The organism is Thalassotalea profundi, assembly GCF_014653195.1.
Lineage (GTDB): Bacteria > Pseudomonadota > Gammaproteobacteria > Enterobacterales > Alteromonadaceae > Thalassotalea_B > Thalassotalea_B profundi.
The window spans coordinates 37529-53310 of sequence record NZ_BNAH01000004.1 but is presented as its reverse complement, the minus strand read 5'-3'; the positions used below and the strand labels follow the sequence as shown (position 1 = coordinate 53310).

At 35.5% G+C, this 15782-nt stretch carries 15 protein-coding genes; 4 read left to right on the top strand and 11 right to left on the bottom strand.

Annotated features, from left to right (window positions below):
- Positions 1-65: 65 nt before the first annotated feature.
- The 7 genes from parC to IE155_RS05705 form a co-directional block, all read right to left on the bottom strand.
- On the bottom strand, positions 66-2363 hold the full coding sequence (gene parC, locus IE155_RS05735; protein WP_189377217.1) for a DNA topoisomerase IV subunit A: 2298 nt from the start codon (positions 2361-2363) through the stop codon (positions 66-68).
- A 206-nt stretch (positions 2364-2569) separates the two neighbouring features.
- Positions 2570-3862: a diguanylate cyclase gene (locus IE155_RS05730; RefSeq protein ID WP_189377216.1), complete on the bottom strand. Its 1293-nt coding sequence runs from the start codon at positions 3860-3862 to the stop codon at positions 2570-2572.
- Complete coding sequence (locus IE155_RS05725; RefSeq protein WP_189377214.1) at positions 3853-5763, bottom strand: tetratricopeptide repeat-containing diguanylate cyclase; 1911 nt, start codon at positions 5761-5763, stop codon at positions 3853-3855. The genes IE155_RS05730 and IE155_RS05725 overlap by 10 nt, the downstream gene beginning before the upstream one ends.
- 141 nt (positions 5764-5904) lie before the next feature.
- Positions 5905-6309: a VOC family protein gene (locus tag IE155_RS05720; RefSeq protein ID WP_189377212.1), complete on the bottom strand. Its 405-nt coding sequence runs from the start codon at positions 6307-6309 to the stop codon at positions 5905-5907.
- A 116-nt stretch (positions 6310-6425) separates the two neighbouring features.
- Positions 6426-7007, bottom strand: a complete 582-nt coding sequence (locus IE155_RS05715) for a PEP-CTERM sorting domain-containing protein (protein ID WP_189377532.1) — start codon at positions 7005-7007, stop codon at positions 6426-6428.
- Positions 7008-7017: 10 nt separating this feature from the next.
- Positions 7018-9450 (bottom strand): collagenase, encoded by a 2433-nt coding sequence (locus IE155_RS05710; protein WP_189377211.1) that lies wholly within the window; start codon positions 9448-9450, stop codon positions 7018-7020.
- 252 nt (positions 9451-9702) lie between these two features.
- Positions 9703-9894, bottom strand: coding sequence for a YgaP family membrane protein (locus IE155_RS05705; protein WP_189377209.1), 192 nt, complete (start codon positions 9892-9894; stop codon positions 9703-9705).
- A gap of 222 nt (positions 9895-10116) precedes the next feature.
- On the opposite strand from IE155_RS05705, the gene IE155_RS05700 reads away from it, so the two are divergent.
- From IE155_RS05700 to IE155_RS18135, 4 genes are all read left to right on the top strand, one after another.
- A complete protein-coding gene (locus tag IE155_RS05700) occupies positions 10117-10320 on the top strand; it encodes a transposase (RefSeq protein ID WP_189377207.1) in 204 nt (67 codons plus the stop codon).
- 294 nt (positions 10321-10614) lie between these two features.
- Complete coding sequence (locus tag IE155_RS05695; protein WP_189377204.1) at positions 10615-10935, top strand: DDE-type integrase/transposase/recombinase; 321 nt, start codon at positions 10615-10617, stop codon at positions 10933-10935.
- Positions 10931-11263, top strand: coding sequence for an IS3 family transposase (locus IE155_RS05690; protein WP_373295356.1), 333 nt, complete (start codon positions 10931-10933; stop codon positions 11261-11263). The genes IE155_RS05695 and IE155_RS05690 overlap by 5 nt, the downstream gene beginning before the upstream one ends.
- The gene (locus IE155_RS18135; protein ID WP_189377531.1) at positions 11245-11544 is read left to right on the top strand and encodes an alpha-L-rhamnosidase C-terminal domain-containing protein; all 300 of its coding nucleotides are present in this window, start codon (positions 11245-11247) and stop codon (positions 11542-11544) included. The genes IE155_RS05690 and IE155_RS18135 overlap by 19 nt, the downstream gene beginning before the upstream one ends.
- Positions 11545-11565: 21 nt before the next feature.
- Here the strand turns inward: IE155_RS18135 and IE155_RS05680 are convergent, their stop codons facing one another.
- From IE155_RS05680 to IE155_RS05665, 4 genes are all read right to left on the bottom strand, one after another.
- The gene (locus tag IE155_RS05680) at positions 11566-12315 is read right to left on the bottom strand and encodes a transporter substrate-binding domain-containing protein (protein WP_189377202.1); all 750 of its coding nucleotides are present in this window, start codon (positions 12313-12315) and stop codon (positions 11566-11568) included.
- 140 nt (positions 12316-12455) lie between these two features.
- Complete coding sequence (gene parE / locus IE155_RS05675; RefSeq protein WP_189377200.1) at positions 12456-14345, bottom strand: DNA topoisomerase IV subunit B; 1890 nt, start codon at positions 14343-14345, stop codon at positions 12456-12458.
- Between the two features lie 47 nt (positions 14346-14392).
- The gene (locus IE155_RS05670) at positions 14393-14986 is read right to left on the bottom strand and encodes a YqiA/YcfP family alpha/beta fold hydrolase (RefSeq protein ID WP_189377198.1); all 594 of its coding nucleotides are present in this window, start codon (positions 14984-14986) and stop codon (positions 14393-14395) included.
- A 7-nt stretch (positions 14987-14993) separates the two neighbouring features.
- Complete coding sequence (locus tag IE155_RS05665) at positions 14994-15755, bottom strand: metallophosphoesterase (protein WP_189377197.1); 762 nt, start codon at positions 15753-15755, stop codon at positions 14994-14996.
- Between the last annotated feature and the right edge of the window lie 27 nt (positions 15756-15782).

Below are 15782 nucleotides of genomic sequence, written 5' to 3'. Positions count from 1 at the left end.
AAAACAACCGCTATTAAGCGGTTGTTTTATTAATGATTCAGAATTAATTCGCTACAAATGTTCCCTTATTCAATAGGAGTATCTGTGACGCCATCAGGCTCATTAGTAGCTGGTGACTCAATTTCTAAGCGATCAACACGTTGTAAACCTCGTGGTAATTTATTACCTCTACGGCCTCTTTCTCCACGATAGTGTTCTATATCACTAGCTTTTAGAGTAAGTTTACGCTTACCAGCATGAAGCGTAACAGCATCTTCAGGATCAATTACTTCAAGTAATGTTACATACTCTTCTCTAGCTTTAGCTCTGGCCGATGAAATATTAATAATTTTATTACCTTTACCTTTACTAAGTACTGGTAAGTCCTTAACTGGAAACACTAACATTCTTCCTTCCGTTGTAATCGACAATACTAGTGCTGTATCAATATTCTTAATACGCATTGGCAACATAACTTTAGCATTCGCTGGTAAGCTTATTAATGCTTTACCGTTCTTATTACGGCTTACCATTTCTGAAAATTGTCCAACGAAGCCATAACCTGCGTCACTACTTAGCAAATAAATATAATCATCTTCTGCCATGATAGTATGCTCAAAGTTAGCTCCACTGGCTAAACTAAAACGTCCAGTTAATGGCTCCCCTTGACTACGCGCTGTTGGAAGGCTATGAGCATCTGTAGTATAAGCTCGTCCCGTTGAGTCAATAAACACTACAGGGCGATTACTACGACCTTTTGCAGAGCATAAATACTCGTCACCCGCTTTATAACTTAATGATTCAGGCTCTATATCATGCCCTTTAGCACAACGAGCCCACCCTTTTTCAGAAACTACAACGGTTACAGGTTCGCTAGGTACTAAGTCTTTTTCTGATAACGCTTTAGCCTCTGTACGTTCGACTAGAATAGAACGGCGCTCATCGCCATATTTTTCAGCCGCTTCAATTATTTCTTTTTTAATTAAGGTATTCATTCTCGCTTTAGAGCCAAGCGTTTTTTCTAAATAATCACGCTCTTTATTTAATTCATCTTGCTCTGCACGTATTTTTATTTCTTCAAGTTTTGCTAATTGACGCAGCTTAATTTCTAAAATGGATTCAGCTTGTCGCTCCGACAACTCAAAGCGTGACATTAATTCAGCTTTAGGGTCGTCAAACGTTCTGATAATTTCAATCACTTCATCGATATTTAAATAAGCAACCAATAAACCATCAAGGATATGTAGCCTAGCCAGCACTTTGTCTAAACGGTATTGTAAACGTCGACGAACGGTTTCACGTCTAAACTCCAACCATTCTAATAAAATACTGCGTAAATCTTTAACCGCGGGTTTATTATTTAAACCAATCATATTCATATTGACGCGATAGCTTTTCTCTAGATCAGATGTCGCGAACAAATGCTGCATTAGCTGTTCAATATCAACACGATTTGAACGAGGTACAATGACTAAACGAGTCGGGTTTTCATGATCAGATTCATCACGTAAATCAACAACCATGGGTAGCTTTTTAGCGGTCATTTGAGCGGCTATTTGCTCAAGAATTTTACCGCCTGATGCTTGATGAGGTAATGATGTTATAACTACTTCACCGTGCTCTATTTCATATACAGCACGCATTTTTATGCTGCCACGTCCTGTTTGATATATTTTTTCAACTTCAGCTTTAGGTGTGATTATTTCAGCATCTGTTGGATAGTCAGGGCCTTTAACAAATTCTAGTAACTCAGCCATCTCTGCTTTGGGTGACTCAATTAAATGAATACAAGCATTAGCAACTTCCCTGACATTATGAGGTGGAATATCTGTTGCCATACCCACAGCAATTCCAGTAATACCATTAAGTAGTATATGGGGTAGTTTTGCAGGTAGAGTTTTAGGCTCTTTCATGGTCCCATCAAAGTTAGGTATCCAATCAACCGTACCTTGACCTAACTCAGAAAGTAATACTTCACTAAAACGAGATAATCGAGCTTCAGTATAGCGCATCGCCGCAAATGATTTAGGATCGTCAGGTGCGCCCCAGTTACCTTGACCATCCACTAATGGGTATCGGTAAGAGAACGGTTGAGCCATTAATACCATAGCTTCATAACATGCATAATCACCATGAGGGTGAAACTTACCGAGAACATCCCCCACCGTTCTTGCTGATTTTTTGTATTTCGCTAATGCTGAAAGTCCTAACTCAGACATCGCATAAACAATACGACGTTGAACTGGTTTTAAACCGTCACCAATATGAGGTAAAGCACGGTCCATAATGACATACATGGAATAATTTAAATAAGCTTCTTCGGTAAACTGCCTTAATGGGCGTTGCTCAACACCATCAAGACTATATTCAAGCACGTCAGACATGAAATTTTCCTACCTTAACTTAAAGTATGTTTAAGTTTATTAATGCCACAATCCTCTCTGGATTCAGGCTGATTTACGCTAATATGATTTTGTTTGTTACAAGCTTATCTGATAATTCTTTGGGAAAAAACCGAAAAGTAGATAAAAAACATTTATCGCACATATATTCAACGCTTGATATCTCCTGCAACCATAATTAATGAAGTTTAAGCTACGTCGTTATTCGGTTGATAACAACACACTCGATTACGACCTTGTTCTTTTGCATTGTACATAGCTTCGTCCGCAGCATGTAACAAATTATCAAATACAGGAGACACCTGCTCTAAATTCGCCACACCAACACTAACTGTAACCTTATGATTAATATTAAGTGGGCTTAAGTCGAGTTGCTCTACTTTTTCTCTCAGTCGTTCAGCGAAAGCTTTAGATTCTTCTATTGTTGCATCAGGTAATATTGCCGCGAACTCTTCTCCGCCTAACCGAGCAAAATAATCACGAGAGCGAATAGTTTCACAGCCTATATCTGCTACCATTCTAATTACTTTGTCACCAACATCATGTCCAAAGTTATCGTTTATTGATTTAAAGAAATCAATATCTAATAAAATAGTACTAACACTTCTTCCCTCTTTAACCGCTTCTGTCACTAATTGGTTACCTTTTCGAAATAAGCTACGTCGATTAAACAATCCTGTCAAAGCATCTGTTTTAGCTAATATTTTAAGTTTTTTACGTACACTAATTTGACGTAAAAGTAACCCCAAGAAAACAATAGCAATTAAGATTAAAATAATAAAATTACGCAGCTGAACATTTTTTTCATTCTCTGCTTCTTTTATTTGCAAACGCTTTAATTCATTTTGACTTTCTAATAATAAATTTTCATTTTGCTTAATTTCTGTCTCATATTTTTCGTTCAAGGCAGCTATGCGATCATCCCTCAATTTACTGCGTGATGCACTATAACGGCTCATATAGATTTCTTTATTATCATAAGCCTGTTGATATTGTTCTAACTCATTATGGTATTGAGATAAAGTCAGGTAAATGTCAAAAAACAAAGGCGTTTCTAATTGGCTTTTTAGCATTTGCTCTTGATATCCAATCGCCTTATTAGCCCAATTAATCGCTTTTTGTATATTACCGTTTTGATATGAAATGTAGGCTGAAACACGATAAATTAAATAATATTCCGCAGCATTTAGTGGTTGAGGTTCATTTTCAATAGCTCTTATTGAATCATTTGATATAACATCATTACTTTCCATTTTATCAATTAATGTCAATATCGATTGTCGAACTTCAAGTTCAACATTACTATCGAGAATGGTCTGATCTATATCATGGGTTATAGTATTTTCTGCTTGTTGAAGAGCTTGGGCACTCAAACAGGTCAATACCAAGGCAATACATATTGGCAAACGTATACCCACATGTTTACAAGCGGATATTCCCATAAATAACTTCGATAGAATCAACCTTAATGTTAAAAGCATACTTGGTTTTTCCCCTGACTTTTTGCTTTATATAGCAATACATCAGCACTTTTAATTAAGTCATCAGCATTTTTGTGCATACTCAAATCAACACACGCAACACCAATACTAATAGAAACAGGGCTGTTAACAATACTTTCCCACGAATGATTATTTACACTTTGACATAGACGCTCTGCAATAACTTTAGCTTGTTCTAGGTCAGTTTCAGGCAATAATGCGATAAATTCTTCGCCACCAAAACGCCCAAATTCATCTGACGAACGCATTGCACTACTACCAATTTCAGCAATACGTTTTAGCACTTTATCCCCTACTTTGTGGCCGTAGTTATCATTAATCATTTTAAAATCATCAACATCAATCATTAATACACTAAAGGTGATCTTTGTTTGTTTTGCTTGATAAAAGAAAAAGTCACTTAATTCCATTAATCTTCTACGATTAACAACACCTGTTAAACCATCTGTTTGGCTCAAAGTAACTAACCGTTGCTGTGCTCGTAATATTTTTAACAAAAACCAACTAATAATAAGAACGGCAATAGCGCATAACGCTAACAGTATATTTCTATTACTTTCTTGATATTCAGAATCTTTTAAACGTACAGTTTGTAAAGACTTTTGCTGATCCAATATTTTTTTTTGTAAATCTGCTTGTTCACTTTCGTAACGCATGCGCAAATCTTCAACGACTTCATAATTTGAACTATCTCTTATTTCAAACGCAAGTTCGAGATAATCACTTTGTAATTGATAAGCTTCTTTAAATCGCTTTTTTCGATAATAAATATCAGCCTTTAAAAACAGTTTATTAAGCTGGTTATTTTTATCGAGTTTAGCATTCTCACTTTGTAAAAGAGGTTCAATTTCTTCTAGAGTTTCAAGCACCTCATCATACTTTTCCATATCATATAAGAGGAAGGCTTTATCAAGCCCAAAAGATAGCGCTAATTGATGTTGCTCAGCTTGACTCACGTATTCTTCGGATATTTTCATATATTCGTAAGCCGCTTCAGGGTTACTATCTTCTTTTTTGAGATACCCCCACGCAAGCCCAGTATATGCTGAAGCTATTATCTCAATATTCCCAATTTCTTTAGCATGCTCTACGATTTCTTTATTGATTTTTATTGATTCTTCAAAACGTCCGCGACGAGAGTGATTAATCGCAATATTTCTCAGACTATTGTACGCATAGAAATTTTTACCTGCTTTTTGAAAGTATTCATAGGACTTTTGATAAAACTCCATCGCTTTATCTTCTTCATACATTAAGCCATATAAAATACCAAGCTCGCTATAAATATAACCAAGCAATTCATTGTCTTTTAGGGGAATAGCCATATTTAAGGCTTGATTAAACATAATCAAAGAACGCTCAAATTTCTGTGTGAGATAGTATATAGCGCCTAGATTAATTAATCCCGTAGCTATATTTTTTTCATCACTGAGTGATTCGGCTATTTCTAAACCATTTTGATAATTAGTAATTGCATTATCAAACTCACCTAAGCTTTCAACAGCAAAGCCCCTGCTATAATATAATTCAGCAATTACAATACTTGGACTCGATAGATTCTTAGCCAATTGCAGCGCTTTATCTGTAATCGCTTTACTTTGCTGATATTGGGCTTGTTCTGAATAGCTTTCAGCTAAATATTTATAAAAAACTAAACGATTTTCAAGAGCAAGGCTTTCGGCCTCTTCTAGATGTTTTTGTAAATAAAGATAAGCTTCTTTAGAATTGTTATCTTTGAGTATATTTATTTGATTGACGAATCGTTCGAACCCCTCATTGGTTAACGAGTTTAGTGCAAAAGTTTTACAAGAGGTTAACAATAACAAACATAGAAGAAACGTGTTAATAGTGCGTGTTATTGTTACATGACAAGCAAACAAACTTATTTCCTCTTTCAGATCGTTAGTTTTAAAGATTTGAGTAGACTTTAATAGGGTTATGTTGACTTAACACAATCTATAAACGGCATAATTAACTAGCCAATATAATAAAGTTTTAGGAATAAATCACTGTTTATTTAACTACTTTTTGCTATCCCAAAAACTCGCTTCTATTTTATTTCCATCAAGATCAATCAAAAAACAACCATAATAAGGATCTCCGTATTCGGGCCTTAAACCAGGTTTACCATTACATTTAGCTCCTAATGATAACCCTACTTTATAAAAGTCATCTACTTGCTTTTTAGTACTAGCCATAAAGCCAATATGTACACCATTACCAGGAGTTGCTATTTTTTTGTCGTAAGGGATTTGTAGCCAAAATTCAGGATATTTTTTTCCAAAGGCCATAGCATGTTCATATTCACATACAAGCTCAATCCCTAAAACAGGGAGCAATGCCTTATAAAATTTACCCGCTTTTATTAATTGATTAGTACCAATAGACATATGACAAATAGAGCGAAGTTCTCGATGTTCAATCATTTTGTTCTTAATTTAAGTCGTTATTACCCCTAATCCTATTCGAAAAAAGAAAAAAAAGCACTCATATAATATGAGTGCTTAATATACGTTATTAATGTGCTTAAATAACAATAAACTTAATTTTTTCGTAAAGTTACAAGGCCTATCGCACCTAAAAACATTAATATAAGTGTTGAAGGTTCAGGAACACTAGTTACAGGGCCAACATTAATAATAGCTCCCGCGTAAGACGTTTGCACAAAGTCATTATCTATTGATAATAAGCCTGAATTATCGCTGTTAAACCCTAACTGGAATAAGCCTTCTGATAGTAGTTTAAATTGCACAGTAGCAAATACAAAGCTTGTTCCTTGCTGAGCGGTTAAAGTTGCAATATCTGCAAAAATATCTGCATAATCTTCTAAAAATAATGTACCAATACCGCTATCATCAGCATATTGGTATGATCCTAACCCATCATCAAACACGTTACTAAATTGCCAATCTATTAGTGATATCGCATTATCATCAAAGACTAATTCAGTATAAGCTGCTGATAATAAATGGCTAAAATCACTTACAATAATTTTCGCTGTAACCGTATCATTAACTTGATAACTGCTTTGATCAACTTCTAATTCAATTAATCCAGCAAAACTATTGTGGCTTAATAACACTTGGCTAATAAATAGCGCACTGCATAATATTTTCTTTAACATAATTTTATTCCTATTGATTCACGGGTGCTATTGCACAACGAGGTAAGTCACATAAATTCATCATCGGGCGAACATCACGACGATCTACCGCTTGATCCTGATTAAAGTCGTATTCAAGTCCTAATGATGGATTGTTTCTAAGCATATTTTGAAAAGCATTAATATCACGTAGATCAACTGCACCATTTTGGTCGATATCTTCAACTTTATATACTGATTGAGAGTCACATACACCATTGCCCGCAACAATACAGTCTAACCACTGATTAAATTCTTCATCAAAACTTGTGCCCCAATTAGCCAGAATATCTTGGTACGGGGTATACTCTGGTAATTCAGGTGTTGGCTCCGGTTCAGGATTGGGTTGTTCGCCTGTATTAGGTTGTCCACAAGTCCAGACCCAATAACCAGTTCCATTAAAGCCACTTTCAGGGCTATCATCGTATAACCACAACCAATTATTTTCTTCTGCGGTAGGTTTAGCTTGCCATCCCCAATCAAAGGTACACCCTTCATTATTTTCTTCAGGTAAAGTCACCGGAAGATATTTAGCAGCTCTAAAAGTGGGTAATAATTCGTTATCAATAACATCTCGATGGTTTTCCATCATGAAACGATTTGCTAAGTAACCCCATGTGTAAACACGTGTTGAATCACCATTGGCATAAGTTGTTTGAAACAATTCGCTTAACAAATACGTTTTATTGGGCGCTTGTGCTAGTGCACTGGCGTTATCATTAGGTTGCGATAGATATTCAGCTAGTCCTTCCGCCCACCAAACAGAATTTGCAGGTGAATCAGAGAAATCGCCCCATTTATTATATCGACCATCTAGATAATGATATTGTTCATGCTCTAAATTCCAAATAACAAAGTCACTTAACCATGTCGCTTGAAATGCAATGAATCGAGCTTGATTACCTTCTACCTCAGGGTCTCCTTCCAAGTACATACCACCATTATCAGTGTTAATACCAAAAAACTGCCCTGCATAGCTTTCATACTGTGTTGAAGAACTAAAAAGCACAACTTCCAAGGTATCGTTATAATCATCTGCAACCGGTTGTTGAGGTGATGTACCAAACACTTGATGGAATTTGTTTTGGCCGGCACTCAAAGTATTACAAGTATCTGTAAGGTTTTCATTTGACAATGTACCTTGATAACGTAATTTTACCGTTGAGCTACACTCATATTCACCGGATAAAATATAGCTTTCAAGTTCAAAGCTACAGGCTTCACCATATAAAGCACAATTTGCACTATCATAATTTTTCACCATGTTTTGTGCGTTGATCCAGCCTGAACTTCCTGCGCCTTCGTAAGAATATGTTGATAAGATAGTTTGTATTGCTGGACGAACCGTATCAGCAATATTACCGCCAAGCTTTAATAATCGACCTAGCTCACTTACTGTATCTGACCATTGATACTCACGAGTATGGCCGATTAACCACGTACCATTAGTACTGACGAAATTCATCAAATTAGTCAAAATCGCCGGGTTAGCTGTTATGGTGTTGATGAAGTCTTGTTCTTCTGACACATTGGCATTAAATAAATGTGTTAATAATAAGGTAACTGATTGTTCTTGATAATAAACACCCCAATTATCATCGCGTGCTACTGTGTTGGCATAACCTAATAACGCTTCTGTAAAGCGCAGTAAATAAGGCTGGCGATCTATTTTTGAACTCGTTAATAGAACCAACATCTCATATTTGATCATAAAATTACGAGTAGCATCACCATTGAATGTAGTAAAATGCTCGCCACCAAAGTACGCAGCAAAAGCATTATTTAATGCCGTTTGATAATTACTTTGGAACGTTCGTCCAGTGCCTGACTCAACCCAATGCATAGCTCTTAAATAAGTCACTAACTTTTCTAATTCGTTAGCTTGCCCTGCGTCATTTGCATTATAGTTTGCTAGCACAGTATTTATTTCAGTAACTACCGTAAGTAAATTAGCATCCGAAAATAGCTCGCTTCCTGCTAATGCATTATTGTATAAGCCATATAAACAATCATATAACGAGCCATTTTTTAACGCTGTTGTTAATTCATCACCTGTTAAGCCATTTAAATCACTAACTGAGCTACAACCAGAAGTAGTAACATTAGAAGATGAATACGAGAAATTTATCCTATCAGACGATTTAATCGCTTTAGAGGGCTTATTATTTATTTTTTTTAAGTTTAGTAAGGGCTTATGTGCATGGTCATCATGAGTCATTAAGCTTTGTAAGCGCTGATATTGCACAGGAGACACTAGTCTCGGCGCATTGGGTTGTTTACTTAAATGACTGGTTCTATGTTCAAAACTTGCTGACTGTTTTAACGACGTTATATTGTTAGGTTTTTCTGTTGAAGCAACAACATTACCCGCATAAGCGCTACTAACAATAGCCCCAGCGGTAATGATTATATTTTTAAAGTTCATACGATTCTCTCTATTTTTATTATTTGCTAGAATTCACGTGTTTTAATTTTTTTATTACAAGTGATTAACATCTAAGCAGTTAAACAATACCTCAACCTGAATATAATGTATACAATATATTCAAAAATAATTAAAATGAATTATAAGTTATTATTTACGTTAAAAAATTAAGAATTAAATTGAAGAAAAGTAATTGATATAAAGGGAAACAAGAAAGTTTCCCTTGAGGAATTTTGACGGGTATTTAATTAACTATCCGTTTTTAAGACCTATTTTTTTCAAAATAGTCATCATTAAGCACCATTTAGTAAACGCGCTTTGTAATAAATTAACACCTATAAATGCAGTAAACCAAAGCCATTGTTGACTATAGGTAACAGCAAGATAAAGAGAGATTAAAATCATTGCACCTGCAATCATGCGTAAAGCTTCATTTATTGTCATAACTCACCTTTAATAACGTTTATATTTCAACTCTTATTATATTAGAAAAAGCTAATTTATCAACACCTAAATTAAGTCACCCTAATATAAGGTAACCTAGTATAAATTTACCTTATGAATTTAAAGGAGTATTTAATGAATTTTCTTTAGTTTTATTTGTAACGGTATAATTTAATTAGAGACTTCGTTAGAGGTATTATTACTTTAAATAACGAGGTCAAAATGCCAAAGAAAACATTATCATCAGAATACAAACGTGAATGTGCAGAATTAGTTATTGTACATGGTTATAAACATAAAGATGCAGCCGCAGCGATGGATGTTGGATTATTATCAATTCAACGTTGGGTCAGTCAATATAGAAAAAAGCAACGCGGTATAACACCTAAACCTAGCGCCTTAACACCAGAGCAAATATGTATCTAAGAACTTGAAAAGTAAGTAAAACAGCTAAAAAGTGATAATCAACTATTAAAAAAGCGTCTTTTTCGCTATGCAAATGAACAACGGCAGCAAATAGCTGTAAAACTGAAAAAGGTTGGAAGTAATGTTCAACAGATTTGTCGATGCCTGTCTATCGCATCAAGTACGTTTTATTATAGCGCCAAACCTAAGATAATTGATGCTGAGCGAATAAAGTTTGAAGCAGCGATAAAGCAAATTCACGTTGATATGGATGCCACTTATGGCAAGCGTAGAATGTTAACAGAGCTACAATAAATGGGGTTTCACTTAGGTATTCATAAAGTCAGAACTTCAATGCAACGGTTAAAGCTTGTAGCTAAACGACCTAAACAACATCGTTACCCATCAGGTGCTAAAGCATCGGTTATTGCGCCAAATTACTTAAATAGACAATTTAATCCTGAGCATATAAACACTTTATGGTCAGGTGACATTACCTATATTCGCACACAACAGGGCTGGTTGTATTTAGCGGTCATTATGGATTTATGCTCACGTAAAGTGATCAGCTGGGCGTTTTCAGACAAACCGAATAGTGAACTAACGACAAGGGCTTTACGGTTAGCAATTAATTAATAAGCGACAACCGAATGATAATGTAATATTTCACTCAGATCAGGGTGTGCAGTATACGAGTGAGTCATTTCAAAAAGCATTGAAAGAACATGGTCTAACTTCCAGTATGAGTCGTCGAGGAAACTGTTTGGATAATACTGTTACAGAGAGGTTCTTCCGTAGTTTGAAATCAGAGCGTGTTAATTATCGTCGTTATCAAACTAGGCGAGAAGCTATGGGCGATATAATCGATTATATTGAGCCGTTTTATAACCAAGAAAGGAGGCATTATAAATTAGGAAATATTTCACCAGTAGAATATGAAATGAGATTACTAAAAAGTGCCTAAACAAGTCTCTAAATTGGGTTGACCGTTACACACCGCAATTAGCTGATTTACGAAACAGTGAAATAGAGTTCCCAACGCTGAGAGGATCATTTAAAGGTCGTTATAGACTTGATGAAAATAACATACAAAAATTTGAAATAACCATTCCCGCCAATATAAAAGTGACATTTGTAGTATCTGATTCGAGAAAAAAAATCATTAACTTTAATGATCAAAGCTTAACCAAACATCAACAAGAAATTAGCTTAATACCAGGTGATAACACGTTAGTGATAAAGTAGTTTAATTCAAAGAATGGCTAACTAAAAATTAACTAACCACTTAGCCTTTATTTCGAGCCATTTAGCTTTACCTTCTTCTGATTTAAACCAATTTTCAATGTCGACTTTCAGTTCAGGTTTTGACTTATCAATAAGGATACTTCGAAAAAACTCTTTTTGGTAACCTTCTAAAATGTAGAGCTTATTTTTAACTTCAGGCATTGTATTTTTTAAATAGTTATATGCATGTAATCCAATAACGCCTACATCGGCTCGATTATTCAGTAGCATTAACGGAATAATTGTTTCATTATGAACATCAACTCGAGTGATTTTTTTATCATTGAATGCAGCCTCTAAATTAAAATAAGTAAAGCCTCTAACACCTACAAGTTCTTTACCATATAAAGATTCAATTCCCTCATAGGTTAATTCAGAGTCATTAGTAATATAGAGTTCGCGATCTGACATTAAATTGCTTATCCAGTCAAATTTAACTAAATTCTCATCTCCAACCCAGAATGGTGTTGTCCATAAGACGCCACTTTGTGATTTAGAGAAAGTAATAGCTCTTAGCTTAGGCACATACTTTAAAACGTAATTAAATTTGTCAGAATACTCATTTAGCGCATTAAAGAAGTCGTAGCTTAAACCGATCTCTTTTTCTTTATTGATAATAAAAGGAGGTTTGTCGATATAAATATAAAATTCAACATTTTCTTTGGCATGAATAGCCTTTGAACATAATAAAGACAACACTAACAATAATATTTTCAACGAGGCAATATACAAATGGTATCCTCAACTTCAAACTGTTTTAAAGTATAGTTGTTACTTTAAAACACTAAAAACTATATAAAAAATTAGCATAAACGGTAAATATTACAAATTTAATACGCTATGTATTTTATATGTGTTTGAATTTACATAAATCATATCAATTCAACCATATCACCTTTCGCTTGTAGCCAATCTTTACGGTCGCCTGCCCGTTTTTTTGACAATAACATATCCATTAACTCCATGGTTTCTGAATGCTCATCTACGGTGAGTTGTACTAAACGACGAGTATTTGGATCCATAGTAGTTTCGCGTAATTGTAGCGGGTTCATTTCACCTAAGCCCTTGAAGCGCTGAACATTAACTTTTCCTCGCTTTTTCTCTGCTTCAATACGATCTAAAATACCATCTTTTTCTGCTTCATCAAGCGCATAAAATACTTCTTTACCGACATCAATTCGATAAAGTGGAGGCATTGCAACATAAACATGCCCTGCTTGCACTAAAGGGAGAAAATGTTGAGTAAATAAAGCACACAACAAGGTAGCAATATGTAACCCATCAGAGTCAGCATCCGCTAGAATACAAATTTTACCGTAGCGTAATTCTGATAAGTCTTCCGACTCAGGATCAATACCTAATGCTATCGAAATATTATGTACTTCTTGCGAGGCTAATATTTGCCCTGAATCAACTTCCCAAGTGTTGAGTATTTTACCACGTAAGGGCATGATTGCTTGGAATTCTCGATCTCTGGCTTGTTTGGCACTCCCGCCTGCAGAGTCACCTTCCACTAAAAACAATTCGGTACGTGCGATATCTTGGCTACCACAATCAGTTAGCTTGCCTGGTAAAGCTGGTCCTTGTGTTACTTTCTTACGAATTATTTTTTTACTGGCTCGTAAGCGTCGTTGTGCATTTGAAATACAAAACTCTGCTAATGATTCAGCTATTTCAGTATGTTCATTTAACCATAAACTGAAAGCATCTTTAACTACACCCATAACAAACGCGGCACATTGACGTGATGATAAGCGTTCTTTCGTTTGACCAGCAAATTGAGGGTCTTCCATTTTTACTGAAAGAATATAGGAGCATTTATCCCAAATATCATCAGGCGTTAATTTTACGCCTCGTGGAATTAAATTACGAAATTCACAAAATTCACGCATTGACTCTAACAAGCCTTGGCGCAATCCATTAACATGGGTTCCACCTTGAATGGTTGGAATTAAGTTTACATAGCTTTCACCAACAGACTCGCCACCTTCTGGCAACCAAGTTACTGCCCAATCTACCGCTTCACTTTGAGAACTAAAGGCGCCAACAAAAGGTTGTTCTGGTAAACTTACATAGCTTTTAACTGATTCTTTTAAATAGTCACAGAGGCCGTCCTCATAAAACCACTGGTATTTTTGGTCTTCATTTTTATCATGAAATTTGATAGTTAAGCCTGGGCACAATACCGCTTTAGCTTTTAATAAATGAATTAACCGACGAGCTGAAAACTTAGCCGAGTCAAAATATTTAGGATCAGGCCAAAACTTTACGCGAGTACCTGTGTTCCTTCTACCAACAGTACCTGTTTCACGAAGTTCTTCGACCTTTTCTCCATGCTCAAATGCCATTTCATACACTTTACTATCGCGTCTTACCGCTACATCTACCCGCATAGATAAGGCATTAACTACAGAAATACCTACCCCGTGTAAACCACCTGAAAATTGGTAATTTTTATTAGAAAATTTTCCGCCAGCATGAAGTTTACAGAAAATAAGCTCAACACCTGAAACGCCTTCTTCTTTATGAATATCAATCGGCATACCACGGCCATCATCAATAACTTCTAATGATTGATCTTTGTCTAAAATAACGGTGATATTTTGTGCATGCCCTGCTAAGGCTTCATCGACGGAGTTATCAATAACCTCTTGCCCCAAATGATTTGGACGAGTTGTATCTGTATACATGCCGGGGCGGTGTCGGACAGGGTCTAAACCACTAAGTACTTCAATAGATTCTGAATTATATTGTTCGCTCATAACTCTTTCTAATAATAATTAGGCCATGTAGGCCAGAATGATTGATATTACAGTTTAAAAAATTGTGCTATTTTCGGTAGTAGCTCTGAATAATTTACAAAGCTGTGATCGCCACCTTGTTGTACAATTAATTGACACTGTTGATATTTATTTACTGCTTGTTGATAATCTAACACTTCATCACCTGTTTGTACCATCACCAAATAGTGTTTTTTTGTGATTTCTTGCTGTTCAAGTGCTTTCAAGTCATCAATATATTGCTCTGTTACTGTATATACTTCATTGGTATAGGGGTTAGTTTGTTCACCAAGGTAATCATTTAATAATTCAAATGGCCTAACTGCTGGATTGATAATAACGGCTGGGTATTGGTATTTTTCACTAAGGTACGTTGAAAAGTATCCACCAAGTGATGAGCCCATTATTGACCATGTGCCACTGTTGCTTTTTAAAATTTGTGTCAGCTGAGCAATCGCCGCTGTTGGCGACGACTTAATTTGCGGGCAATAAAAGTTAATATCAGGGAAGTATTCACTTAAATATTGCTTTGTTTGTTGAGCTTTAAGTGATTGTGGCGACGAATTAAAGCCATGAATATAGAGAATATTCTTTTTATGTTTTTCTATTACTTCATTTTTCATACAAGTATTAATTCGCTAAAAAGTGGTAAACCGAACGCACTTCGCCGGTTGAACACAATTGATGAATACGATAACCAGCGGGTAAACCTGCACTAACAACAGAACTTGCTGTTTGATCAAACTGAATAGACGTAGCGGGGCATGTGATCACAGGTACTTGGTAAACACTGTTTTTATGCTTTTTCATTAATGCGTTATGCACATGTCCACACGCAATGGCTTTAATTGAAGGGTATAAATTAATATGTTGCCAAAAGTCATTTTGATTATTTAAACCATGATGATCAATAAAATAGCCCACATCAACAGCATGGTGATGCATCATAAGCATTTGAAATTTTTTAGGGTTAATTGTCTGATGCAATGCATTAAACTGCTCTTTCGTTAATTCTCCAGCAGGAGTCTCACTCTTACTATCGAGTAATAATACTTGCCAATACTTGGCTTCAATTTGTTTTGCATTATTAAATGGAGCCTCGCTTAAGAAGTTATTTAATAGCACTCTATCGTCATGATTCCCTGCTAACCAATATACAGGAATAGTTATTTGGCTTTCCGCTATCGCTTCGACAAAATTTTGATAAGATTCATCGCTGTGATCTTGAGTCAAATCACCAGTAAAGACAGCAAAATTTACTTGAGGGTTTTGCTTAATCTCTTTTAAAACGCCAACCAAGTTTTGATAGACAGGAGCGCCATGGTGGCATGCTTGTTTATCGGCTAATAAATGACAATCTGTAAATTGAGCGAAACTTAAGTCAACATGCATTAGTTCATTATTCTCTTATCTTAACGA

Excerpts from the sequence above, each read along its gene's own strand:
- parC (WP_189377217.1), bottom strand. The coding sequence starts at position 2,363 with ATGTCTGACGTGCTTGAATATAGTCTTGATGGTGTTGAGCAACGCCCA.
- IE155_RS05730 (WP_189377216.1), bottom strand. The coding sequence starts at position 3,862 with ATGCTTTTAACATTAAGGTTGATTCTATCGAAGTTATTTATGGGAATA.
- IE155_RS05720 (WP_189377212.1), bottom strand. The coding sequence starts at position 6,309 with ATGATTGAACATCGAGAACTTCGCTCTATTTGTCATATGTCTATTGGT.
- IE155_RS05715 (WP_189377532.1), bottom strand. The coding sequence starts at position 7,007 with ATGTTAAAGAAAATATTATGCAGTGCGCTATTTATTAGCCAAGTGTTA.
- IE155_RS05710 (WP_189377211.1), bottom strand. The coding sequence starts at position 9,450 with ATGAACTTTAAAAATATAATCATTACCGCTGGGGCTATTGTTAGTAGC.
- IE155_RS05705 (WP_189377209.1), bottom strand. The coding sequence starts at position 9,894 with ATGACAATAAATGAAGCTTTACGCATGATTGCAGGTGCAATGATTTTA.
- IE155_RS05700 (WP_189377207.1), top strand. The coding sequence starts at position 10,117 with ATGCCAAAGAAAACATTATCATCAGAATACAAACGTGAATGTGCAGAA.
- IE155_RS05695 (WP_189377204.1), top strand. The coding sequence starts at position 10,615 with ATGGGGTTTCACTTAGGTATTCATAAAGTCAGAACTTCAATGCAACGG.
- parE (WP_189377200.1), bottom strand. The coding sequence starts at position 14,345 with ATGAGCGAACAATATAATTCAGAATCTATTGAAGTACTTAGTGGTTTA.
- IE155_RS05670 (WP_189377198.1), bottom strand. The coding sequence starts at position 14,986 with ATGAAAAATGAAGTAATAGAAAAACATAAAAAGAATATTCTCTATATT.
- IE155_RS05665 (WP_189377197.1), bottom strand. The coding sequence starts at position 15,755 with ATGCATGTTGACTTAAGTTTCGCTCAATTTACAGATTGTCATTTATTA.